The organism is Amycolatopsis thailandensis, from assembly GCF_042723255.1.
GTDB lineage: Bacteria > Actinomycetota > Actinomycetes > Mycobacteriales > Pseudonocardiaceae > Amycolatopsis > Amycolatopsis thailandensis.
In genome coordinates this window covers 22,760-33,682 of the sequence record NZ_JBHXJK010000098.1, presented here as the reverse complement: position 1 = coordinate 33,682, position 10,923 = coordinate 22,760, and the positions used below count along the sequence as shown (strand labels likewise).

General features: G+C 69.3%; 7 protein-coding genes. 4 read left to right on the top strand and 3 right to left on the bottom strand.

Annotated elements, in window-relative coordinates:
- Window positions 1-405 precede the first annotated feature (405 nt).
- Entirely contained in the window at window positions 406-636 is a 231-nt protein-coding gene (locus tag ACFWMR_RS30760) for a hypothetical protein (protein ID WP_093933060.1), read from the bottom strand.
- 164 nt (window positions 637-800) lie between these two features.
- Between ACFWMR_RS30760 and ACFWMR_RS30755 the strand changes: the two genes are divergently transcribed.
- Together ACFWMR_RS30755 and ACFWMR_RS30750 are read left to right on the top strand one after the other, a co-directional pair.
- Window positions 801-1,949, top strand: coding sequence for a helix-turn-helix domain-containing protein (locus ACFWMR_RS30755; protein WP_378380910.1), 1,149 nt, complete (start codon window positions 801-803; stop codon window positions 1,947-1,949).
- Window positions 1,946-3,082 carry a PucR family transcriptional regulator gene (locus ACFWMR_RS30750; RefSeq protein ID WP_378380909.1) on the top strand — a complete coding sequence of 379 codons (1,137 nt, stop codon included), beginning with the start codon at window positions 1,946-1,948 and terminating at the stop codon, window positions 3,080-3,082. Before ACFWMR_RS30755 ends, ACFWMR_RS30750 begins: the two co-directional genes overlap by 4 nt.
- 304 nt (window positions 3,083-3,386) lie before the next feature.
- Here the strand turns inward: ACFWMR_RS30750 and ACFWMR_RS30745 are convergent, their stop codons facing one another.
- On the bottom strand, window positions 3,387-4,202 hold the full coding sequence (locus ACFWMR_RS30745; RefSeq protein ID WP_378380908.1) for a serine hydrolase: 816 nt from the start codon (window positions 4,200-4,202) through the stop codon (window positions 3,387-3,389).
- Window positions 4,203-4,455: 253 nt separating this feature from the next.
- Between ACFWMR_RS30745 and ACFWMR_RS30740 the strand changes: the two genes are divergently transcribed.
- Entirely contained in the window at window positions 4,456-5,670 is a 1,215-nt protein-coding gene (locus ACFWMR_RS30740; RefSeq protein WP_378380907.1) for a globin domain-containing protein, read from the top strand.
- 92 nt (window positions 5,671-5,762) lie between these two features.
- Window positions 5,763-6,797 carry a helix-turn-helix domain-containing protein gene (locus ACFWMR_RS30735; RefSeq protein WP_378380905.1) on the top strand — a complete coding sequence of 345 codons (1,035 nt, stop codon included), beginning with the start codon at window positions 5,763-5,765 and terminating at the stop codon, window positions 6,795-6,797.
- Here the strand turns inward: ACFWMR_RS30735 and ACFWMR_RS30730 are convergent.
- On the bottom strand, window positions 6,760-10,773 hold the full coding sequence (locus ACFWMR_RS30730) for a S8 family peptidase (protein WP_378380904.1): 4,014 nt from the start codon (window positions 10,771-10,773) through the stop codon (window positions 6,760-6,762). The genes ACFWMR_RS30735 and ACFWMR_RS30730 overlap by 38 nt on opposite strands.
- Between the last annotated feature and the right edge of the window lie 150 nt (window positions 10,774-10,923).

The following is a 10,923-nucleotide window of genomic DNA, read 5'->3' as shown; positions in this document are numbered from 1 at the left end:
ACCTTCAACGTTGCGAAAGTGGCTTTCGCGACACCCGAGGTCGGCGTGCGGGCGGGCGACAGATCACGCCATATTTGCCTTGCCTCTCAATAACCCGAATCGCCACTCGCAACCCCACGCGAAACAGCCCATGCGGACATGAATCGGACGCTCAATCGCCGCTAACCGTCCCATGTGGACACTCAGGCTGCGGTCGGCCCGCCGGCCCATGCCGGATTCGACTTGCCACCCGATGGTGCCGGTGTGGGCCGAAGGCTGATGAGGCTGCCCAAGTGGAGGTCGGTCGCGCTCCCGGGGGCGTGCTTTCGCAGCAGGCCCACGATCTGCCGCCACAGCTGGTTCACCGGTGCGGTCACGGGCCCCTCCCGCACGTCGCCGCATATCCGAAAGCGGACCTCGTTCGTCCTAGTCGTCCGGTCCGCGCATGGTCAGGACGACCCGGAGCACGTGTTCGACCGCGGCGGGGAACACCGCCCCGCGTAGTTCGCCGCGGCTGGCCAGGGTGTGCCCGGCGAAGTCCAGCATCCGGTCTTCGCCGAGACGCCGCACTGTCAGCGTGGCCACCTCTTCGAGGTCGAGGCCCGGATGGTCGATACGGGTCATCGCGAACTCGATGAGCAGTTGTTCGTCCGTCACTCCACCACCTCCGCGTCCCTCAAGCCTACGTCGGACGAACCCGGTCGACCCGGGGTATCCCGGCATTTCGGACGCCACAACATTTCCCCAACATTTTCGAGTGGGTCGCCGTCCAGAATGCGTTCCGCGACAAGAAGCCGCGGTACTCGGGGTCGGGGGACGGGATGGGTGACTTTTTCGCCGGTTGGCGTGACCGTGTCGACGCGAACAGCAGACGTGCGGTCGACCTTTACGTGCGGGAGCTGGCGGAGTTCCGCCGGATCGCGATAGCACCGAAAGCGCGGGCCGCGATGCTGGACTTCGCCGTGTTCCTCCGGCGGCGCACGATCTCGCTGGTCGCCGAGGGCCTGCCGTTCACGGACGCAGACCTGTCCTTCATCGCCGGGGTCGGGCGGGAGCGCGCCGCGAGCGGGGTCTCGTTCGCCGCGCAACGTGACGTGCTGCGGCTGCACCACTCGCTGATGTTGCGGGAGATGGACGAGACCGCCGGCCGGGACGATCTCGACGACGTGATGCGCACGCTCGCCTGGTGGCCGGCGCAGGGCCTGGCCGCACCTGCCGCGTACACCCGTGGCTATCTCTTCGGACAGGGCACGATCCTGTCCGAAGTCGACCGCGTGCGGCAGCTGACGAGCCTGGTGGTCGCCGACGACCCCGCAGCGGCCGAGCTGGCCGGGATCCTGGCCGTAACCGTGCCCGACCGGCCCTTGGTCGTCGTCTGCCGGATGCCGGCCGGGCCGCCGGTGCCGGACGGCCGGACCCGGACGGAAGTGTCGGCGCACCTGCTGTCCCGGCAGCGGACACCACTGCGCTGGGAGGAGCCGGGGGAGTTCGTGGCGGTGGTCGCCGACGCGGCGGCCGCCGAGCGGATGGTCCGGGACTTCGTCGAGAGCACGGGGCTTCCGGCCGCGGCAGGGGCGAGCCAAGCGGCAAGAAACGGGCTGGCGGTGGCGTTCGCCAGTGCCCGGGAGATCAGCCGGGCGGCGCCGGTCCGCACCGCACCGGTGACCGTGCACCACCTGACCGATCTCTTCGCCGAGGTCGGGGCGGCCCGCCTGCCTCCGGTGGACGGCTGGTTGCGTGAGGTGTCCGGCCTGCTCGCCACCGGCCCGCGGTTGGTCGGCACCCTGGACGCCCTGTACCGCAACGACATGAGCCGGTCGAGGACGGCGGCGTCGCTGGACATCCACCCGAGGACCCTGGACTACCGGCTGCGCCGGGTGCGCGACCTCACCGGCCTCGATCCGGTGTCCGTACGCGGCGTCCGGATCCTGAGCGCGGTGGTGAACCGGGCGCTGACCGGTCCGCTATGAGCGATCTGTTGCGGCAGCTGAGAAGCCGGGCGCCCGCCAACGCCCGGCGAGTCGTCGACCTGTGCGTGGAAGAGCTCCCGGAGTACGCGGCGGCCGCCCGGGATTCACGCGAACACCAGGAAATGCTCGACTTCGCGGTGTTCACCCGGACGCGGACGGTGGAACTGGGCGCCGAGGACAGTCCGCTGACCACCGACGACCTCGCCGTGGTCGAGTCCATGGGCCGACGCCGAGGCGAGGAGGGCATGTCGTTCGAGACGGTGCGCCGTCTGCTCACCCTGCACACCACCGCGACACTCCGGGAGATCGGGGAGGCGTCCGGTCCCCGCGATCTGGACGCCGGGATGCGGTTGCTCGGCTGGCTGGGCCCGCAGGTGGCGGCGGCCCAACGGGCCTACACCCTCGGCTACACCACCGGTGCCCGGAGACACCTTCCGGTCGTGGCGCGCGTGCGTCAGTTCGCCGAGCTGGCGCTGAAGGGCGACCCTGGCGCACCGGCGTGCGCGGACTCCTGTGGCCTCCGCCTGCCTGAACGCTATCTCGTGACGGTGGTTCGAACGGCGATCCCGCCCGCCATCCCGGACGACCTCGTGCACGCGGCGTGGGTTCGCCACGGGATCTCGGCCACCTGGCGCGAACCGGACGAGTTCATCGCGCTCGTCCCGGCCGACCGGCGACAAGCGGCGAACGCCCTGATCCGGGACGTCGCCGAGATCGCCGGGCAGCCATGTTCCGTCGGCGCAGCCATCGGTCCATCCGGGACACTCGGCGAAACGCTCTCGCTCGCCGAGCGGATCAGCAGGGTGACACCGGCCGAACAGTCGCCGGACCATCTCTACACCGTCACCGACACGCTGCTGGAGCTGAGCGCGGCGGAACTACCGGAGATCGGCCGGTGGTTGCACGACCTCGCCCGGCTGATCGCCGGCGGCCCCGACTTGGTCGGCACGCTGAATGCCTTCTACCGCAACGACATGAGCCGGTCGCGGACAGCGGCGTCTCTGAACATCCACCCGCGGACCCTGGACTTCCGGTTACGCCGGACCCGGGAACTGACCGGGATCGACCCCGCCACCACGCACGGCATCCGGGTGCTCAGCACCGTCGTTTCGCGCGCTGTCGCCGGGATGTGAGTGGCGGGGGAATCGGGTGGTTATCGAGAGGTAAGTCAAAGGTGGGGTGTCCTGTCGCACGCCCGCACGCCCACCTCGGGTGTCGCGAAAGCCACTTTCAGGACATCAGACGTCCCGAAAGTGGCTTTCGCGACGCTCCCGGTCCCCTGTACCTCGCCCGTTACCGTCGAGCGCCGGTCCGTGAAGGGACCCCTTCATGGAGCCTGCCGCCCGGCCGCTTGGCGCATCCAGAGGACTGAATGCGTTCTTGGTGGTCCCTGATCGAGCCGCAGGTGCCGTCACGGTGGCGTCGCCCGTGGCGCGATCAGCCGTTGAAGTATCCCTTGAACAGGATTTCGCTGATCCTGGTCGTGGTCTCCTGACCGGTTTCGTAGCCGTTCTGGATGACCTTGGTGTTGTTCATCAGCGCGAGGGTGTACCGCTCGTGCGGCCCGACGAAACCGACGGAATTCATGATCCAGGAGCCGTCGTCGTTGTCGTCGGACCAGCCGTCCTTGTTGCCCGGCCGCGCGGCGGCGCCGGCACCCCAGACTCCCCATTGCTGGTTGACGTCGACGGTGCGCATCTCGCGGACGATGTAGTCGCGGTGGTGCGGGGGCAGCTTCGTCAGGACGTAGCCGATCAGCCGGTCCAGGTCGTTCGCGGTGGTCAGGATCCAGCCCCAGTGGTGCGGGTGCTGGTCGGTGAACCGCATGTCGGTCATGCCGTACGACGGGAACCGCTTGGCGAACTCGGCCTCCCCGCCGTACCGGGTCCACAGGGTGTGGGCGGCGGCGTCGTCGCTGGAGTTGAGCATCCGGTGGATCAGGTCACGGTCTTCGGCGGTCAGCCGGACGGCCCCGGAATCGTTGCGCAGCAACAGGTCCACGACCATGGCCAGCTTCGGGGTGGAACACGCCCAGATGAGGGTCCCGGCGGCCGCGCTCCGGTAGACGGCGCCGGTCCACCGGTCGCGGACGACGATCCCGGTGTCACCGGGCCTGCTGTCGGCGTACGCCTGGGCGCGTGCGATGCGTACCTGGAGTTCCCGGTCGAAGCGGGGCGCCGCACCGGCTGGCGAGGCGGGTGTCAACGCGAGTACCGCCAGCATTGCGGTCAGGATGACGGAAAGTCTTTTCATGTGTTCCCCAGGTTTCGGTATCGGTACCTCTTCGAGCCTGAAGGCGTTCGCGGGTACCGGAGGTTGTCACGACCCGGCGAACAGTGACGGCGGTCACAAAGTCGACTGATCGGCCGAGTTCTCTCGGGACCAAGGTCCCTGGCCGGGTGTTCCGAAGATCCCTTGGTGCGCCACGCCGTCCCCGGCAGGATCGGAAGAGATCGGTCGGTGCCTTCGCGAGGACCGGTCCTGCCTCCCGAAGAAGGAGAATTCCTTGCTGTCACAAGCATCCGTCGCGATGGTGCGCGCCACCTTGCCCGTCGTGCGCGCGCACGCCGTGGAGATCACCGGTGAGTTCTACTCGTCGATGTTCTCCGCGCATCCGGACTTGCTCGATCTGTTCAATCAGGGCAACCAGGCCGATGGCCGGCAGAAGCTCGCGCTGGCCTCCGCCGTGGTCGGCTTCGCCGAGTGCTTGACCGCCGATACCGGTGACGAAGGCGCTTCGTTCGAACGGGTCGCCGAGCGGATCGCCCACAAGCACGTGTCGCTGGGTGTCCGGGCCGAGCAGTACCCGGTCGTCGGTCACCATCTGCTCACCGCCGTCGGAACGGTCCTCGGTGCCGCGGTCACTCCTGAGGTGTTCGCGGCGTGGCACGAGGTGTACTGGCTGCTCGCTTGCCGGCTGATCGCGGCCGAAGCCCGCCTCTACCAGCGTGGCGATCTCGACCCCGCCGACCACTGGCGCCGCTGGCGGGTGGCCAAGCGCCTGGACGAGGCCGTCGACGTGGTCTCGTTCACCCTGGTCCCCGACGACGGCGCGGCCGTGCCGCATTTCGTGCCGGGCCAGTACGTGTCGGTCATGGTCGGGCTGCCCGGCGGCCGCCGCCAGCCTCGCCAGTATTCGTTGTCGCACGGCCCCGGACGGGGTTCGCTGCGGATCACCGTCCGCCGGGTCCGCGGCCGGGAGGGCGCCCCGGACGGCGCGGTGTCCAACCACCTGCACGACCACGTGACCGAAGACGAGTGCCTGCTGCTCGGCCCGCCCGCGGGTGAGACGACGCTCGACACTGGTGACGGGCCGGTGCTCCTGGTCAGTGCCGGTATCGGGATCACGCCGATGGCCGCCATGCTCGACCATCTCGCCCGCGTCCAGCCGACCCGGCGGATCGTGCTCGCCCACGCCGACCGCTCGCCCGCCCACCACGCGCTGCGGCGTGAATGCGCCCAGACCGTGACCGGTCTCGGCGAGGCCGGCGAACTGTACTGGTACGAAAGCGACCACGACGACCGCTCGCGCCCCGGGCGGATGGAGGTCGACGCGCTGCCGCTGCGACCGGGCACCACCGCCTACCTGTGCGGTCCTTTGCCGTTCATGCAAAGTATCCGCGCCGGGCTGATCCGCCGCGGCCTGCCCGCCGCCCGGATCCGCTACGAGATCTTCGGTCCCGGGATGCTGGAACGGGACCGGCCGCCGGCGGGTACCTGAACGCGCCCCGGGGCGGGGCGCGGTACCTTTTGCCCGCCCAAATCCAGCGGTAAGGTCGTGAGAAAGCGACCGCGGCTGCGGTGGGAGAGAAATTGCTGGACATCATCGGTCTGAGCGAAACAGATGTCGAGGTCTACGATGCTTTCGCCGGCACCGGCTCGATGACCCTCGCCGAAATCCGGCAGCGAACCGGGTTGCCCAAACAGCAGCTTCTCCGGGTACTGCGCGTGCTGACCGAAAAACGTTTACTCGCCAAGCTTCCCGGCCCGGCGGAGGCGTATTCGGCGGTGCGACCGGAGATCGCTCTGGAGGCGCTGCTCCGGCAGAAGGAGCAGGAACTCGCGAGTGCGCGGCTGATCGCCGACAGGTTGCGCGAGCGATACCGGGGGACGTCCGGTGAACGCCCGGTCGATCTCATCGAGGTGATCCACGGGAACGCGCTCATCGCCGACAGGGCCGATCAGCTGCTGCGCTCGGCCGAGCAAGAGGTCGATTTCGTCGACAAACCGCCCTACGCGCAGACGCCGGGTGTGCTCCACCCCGCCGAACGCGATCTCCTCGACCGGGGTGTGCGGTTCCGCGGGGTTTACGAACGCAGCGCGCTGGAACTGCACGATCTTTCGTCCGACCTCGAAGCGGGTCTCGCCCTCGGCGAAGAGGCTCGTGTGGTCACCACGGCGCCGCTGAAGATGATCGTCGTCGACCAGCGAATCGGATTGGTGCCGCTGCGTTCCGATCTTCCCGAGGTCGGCACGGCACTGGTGATCCATCCGTGCGCGCTGCTCGACGCGCTCAGCGCTGTCTTCACTTTCCTTTGGCAGAGCGGGCTTCCGCTGTACCTGCCCGGTTCGGTCGAGCAGGCGGGCGCCGCCGCTTCCGACGACGCCCGCCTGCTCGCCTTGCTCACCACCGGGTTGCCCGACCGGAGCATCGCCAAGCAACTCGGCATGAGCTACCGGACGTTCCAGCGGCGCCTGCGCGATCTCATGACCTCTCTCGGCGCGACCACCCGGTTCCAGGCCGGGCTCCAGGTCGCCACGCGGGGCTGGGTCACCTTGCCGGGGACCCAGCCCTCGCGTGAGGAGAGTGTCAGCGAGCGAGCGGGCTCGTCTTCGCCACATCCGTGAGCGCGTAGGCCCGCTGGACCGTCTGCGTCACCGTGTTGCCCGAACTGTCCCGTGCGTCCGAGCGCAGCCAGACGAAGCCGTCGGTCGCCGCGAGTCGCGGGTGATCCACCGTCACCGACCACAGCCCGGTCCCGTTCGGCCGGGCGGTCGCCGCCGTCCAGGTGCGCCCGCCGTCCGTCGAGGACGAGACCTTCAGCTGCGTCACCGGACCACCGCCGCGTGCGCCGCTGTGCGAGCCGGCGAACACGTCGAAGGTGTACGGACGCCCCGCCGGTGCGCGGCCGCCGAGATCCAGCGGCAGCCGTTGGTCGAGCTGGATGAGCGGCTGGAAGGAACACGCATTGCCGGAGGCGTAGCAAGAGAATCCGGCCGGTGGCGTGGCGTTGGAGCGTGCCGAGGCGAACGTCCACGACGTGTCGGTCCGCGGGGCGTTCTGGAACAGCGCTGCGCTCGGAGCTCCGATCTGCGCCAGGCCGGGCATCACGTCGGTCACGTCCAGCCGGTAGGTGGCGGGGGTCGGTGCGAGCCGGAACTCCGGGGCGAGTGCGAACGGATCATCCAAATTGGACCGTGGTATCTCGGTCCCGTCCCGGTACAGCCGTGCCGTGGTCGCCGCGAAGTACCGCGCGTTCTCATAGGGATTCGAGTAGTGTCCGCCCGAACCGGCACCGGCCGTTCCGTCCATCCACTGCAACCCGGGGACGAACAGATCGGGATCCATGCCGCCCCGGCACATCGAGCACAGCACCGTCCAGCCGTTGGCCGTCGCCGGGTAGCGAGCCGGATGATCGGACGGCAGTTCCACCGTGCCGCTGTGCATCGGTGCGCGGAACCAGTACTCCTCCGGCCTCGACCGTTCGCCCGCGCGGTAGATGTTCTGCGCGTTCATGCTCAGCGCGGCGCGACGGCCCGCGGCGTCGGTGCCGGAAAGGGTGACGACCCGTTTCCAGACCAGCCGATCGTTCGCCGGTCCCGTGTACTCGGTCCAGGTGCCCGGAACCGGGATCTTCGTACCCTGCACCGCCTGCGTCTTCCACAGGCCGGTCGGGAAGGCGTACCAGTTCTTCTGCCCGGTCAGCCCCGGTTTCTCGGCCTGATAACCGGTCTTCGTGGCGACCAGCGAATTCTTGTCGACACGCCGGACGAGATCCTTCGGCACCCCGTTGGGGTCGAGGTAACTGAGGTTGTACATCACGTCAGGAGCCGCGCGCACCAGCAAGCGCACCGAAACCGCGCCCGCGGTCCGCAGCGCCTCGCCTTCGTCCCAGCCGAGGGACAAGGTCGGCATCGCCGCGCTGCTGAGACCCGGAACGCTCAGCGAACCCGGCGAACCGGCGTAGGGGATCATCGCCGCCGCACCCGCGCCTGCCACCGCGCGGGCCGCGTTCGCGATACCGGTGGAGACCGCGCTCACCGGGTCCGGTGACCCGGCGGGAACCGGGATCCTCACCAGGACGGCCTTCCCGCGGACGTCGAGACCGGCGAGATCACTCGCGCCACCCGCGCCGCCGAACACGACCGGCAGGGTTCGTTCACCGGGTGACTTCGCCGTCAACGTCGGCACGTCGTACGCGGGATTCAGCACCTTCGAGCCGCCGCCGACGACCTGCATCTCGACCGCGGTCTGGGTCAGCGTCGCACTGTCCTGCAACGAAATCGCCCCTGCCGAAGTGGCCGCCGCGGGTGTCACGCGCACCTCCCAGCCGCCTCCGCCGGACAGTCCGGCTTCGCCGACGTAACCGTTGACGCCCGCTCCGCCGGGGATCACGCGCCTCAGCATCACCGTGCGGTCCCGCAGGTCCGTGGGAGTGGGGGTGACCAGCCCCACCGGTACGGCGCTCGCCGCGTTCAACGCGATCTCGGCCGGGGCCGAGACGGCGACCTGCGTCGAGCTCATCGCCGACCAGCGGCGCACGGCCAGCCCGCGCTCCATCGCCCAGCCCAGCGCCGAATAGCGCCCGGCGGGAACGAGCACCCGGCCGACTCCGTCGACCAAGCCGATCTGCTGGCTGACCTGGTCGAGGAACGGGTCGTTGCGGTTGCCCGCGCCGGCCGTGTCGTCGATCAGCTGGGCCGACGCGACCTGAGCCGGGCCACCCGCGGAATCCCGTACCCGGATCGTCACCGGGAACAGCTCGGCCGCGTTGTAGATGCTCACGGGCGTCCGCACGGAGCCGGTCCCGTCCGCGGTCGTGGCCACCACGGCGCCGCCGTAGACGCCCGCCACCCCTTCGCTCGGGTTCACCGCGAGGTCGACGGTGGTGCTCGACTTCGGAGGGATCGAGAGGTTCGTCTTCGCCAGGCGCATCCCGGTACCCGGCTTGGCCACGCCGTCCCAGGGCTGCACGGTGAGGTTCAAGTTCAGGTTCAGCGGCTGGTCCCCGGAGTTGGTGTAGGACAGCTGCCGGACGACCTGTGCCGCGCTGTTCGTCGTCCGCTCGTTACGGCCGAAGCTCGCGACGGCGGTGCCGGTCGTCTTCTGCGAGACGGCCCGTGCGACGTCGAGAAGACCGGCTCCCTGTTCGTACCAGCGGAGGCCGACGTCCTTGGCCGTGGTGACGAGCGTGTTCTTCAGCGCTTGCCCGGTCAGTCCTGGTTGCTGCTGCAGCAGGATCGCCGCGGCACCCGCGACGTGCGGAGTCGCCATCGAAGTGCCCGACGCCGCGGTGTAGTTGTCGTCGACCGGTTCGCCCATCGCCGTGTCCGCGGCCCGGGCGGCGACGATCCCGACGCCCGGCGCGGTGATCTCCGGCTTGACCGAGGCGTCCCGCAGCCGCGGGCCGCGGCTGCTGAACCACGCGATCTTGTTGTCCCTGTCGACCGCGCCGACCGTGAGCGCGGACGTCGCCGCCCCCGGCGTCGTGACGGTCCGGTCGCCCGGCCCGGAGTTCCCGGACGCGACCACGAACAACGCGCCGGACTTGGCCGAAAGCGTGTCGATCTGTTCGCTCAACGGGTCGGCTCCATCGGTGACGCCGGCGCCGAGGCTGAGGTTCACGACCTTGGCGCCCTGTGCGACGACCCAGTCGATCCCGGCCATGACCTGTGCCGTGTCACCCTCACCGGAGGCGTCGAAAACCTTGGCCACCACCAGTTTCGCGTCCGGTGCGACACCCTTGTACCGGCCGCCCGACGCCGCGCCGGTACCGGCGATGATCGACGCGACGTGGGTGCCATGGCCATGGCGGTCCACGGCGTCGCCTTCCCCGCTGAAGTCGGCCGAGACGGTCGTCTTGCCTGCCAGGTCGGGGTGTTTCTCGTCGATCCCGGTGTCGACCACCGCGACCGTGGACCCCTTCCCGGTCCACCCGCTCTTCCACGCCGACGGCGCACCGACCTGCGCGGTGCTCTTGTCCAGCGCCACCCGGACCTTCCTGTCCAGCCGGACCTGTGAGATCCCTTGGTTCAGAACGGGTTTCCCGCCCGGGTCGAACGCGACGAGCGAACGCCAGAAGTCGCCCGTCCCCGCCTTCTTGACCTGTACTCCGACGCCGTTGGCGGTGACCAGCGGGGTGAGCCGCTGGGTTTGCGGGAGAGTCTTCGCCTTCGCGTCGAGCGACTGGGCGGACAGGCCCGCTCGGTCGCCGTAGCGCACGATGACGGGGATCGTGGTGCTCGCCGCGTCGTCACGCCGGTCTCCGACGAGCGTGGTGACGTTGAACAGCTCCGGGCCGAGCAATCCCTTGCCGATGAACGGAAGCGCGTCCGACGGATACACCATCAGGCCATCGGCCGTGCTCGTGATCTGGAACGCCGGGGCAGGCCGGTCCGGCCGCACGGCCGGTTCGACCTGCGCGGTGTCATGTCCGGCGCCGTCCCGTTCGTAAGTCACGACGTCGCCGGTGAGCAACGTGACGCGATGGACGTCCGGCTGTCCGGCGACAGGCGCGGGTTCCGGTCCGGCGGCTGTCGCGGCGTTCGCGGTCACCTGTAGCGGGGAGAGGGCGACCAGTGCGGATGCCGCCAGAATCGCCACCGGGTTTCTGGGGTGTCTCGTCAGATGAGGGGATCGGAGGAACATCGAGCCTCACTCTCCTCGGATAGTGAGAAGCGGCCGTGGTCACGGCCGCCGCGAAGATGGAGTTTCCCGAGGATGAGGCAGGAGTTCCCGGAATGACATGTTTCT

Excerpts from the sequence above, each read along its gene's own strand:
- ACFWMR_RS30750 (WP_378380909.1), top strand. The coding sequence starts at position 1,946 with ATGAGCGATCTGTTGCGGCAGCTGAGAAGCCGGGCGCCCGCCAACGCC.
- ACFWMR_RS30745 (WP_378380908.1), bottom strand. The coding sequence starts at position 4,202 with ATGAAAAGACTTTCCGTCATCCTGACCGCAATGCTGGCGGTACTCGCG.
- ACFWMR_RS30755 (WP_378380910.1), top strand. The coding sequence starts at position 801 with ATGGGTGACTTTTTCGCCGGTTGGCGTGACCGTGTCGACGCGAACAGC.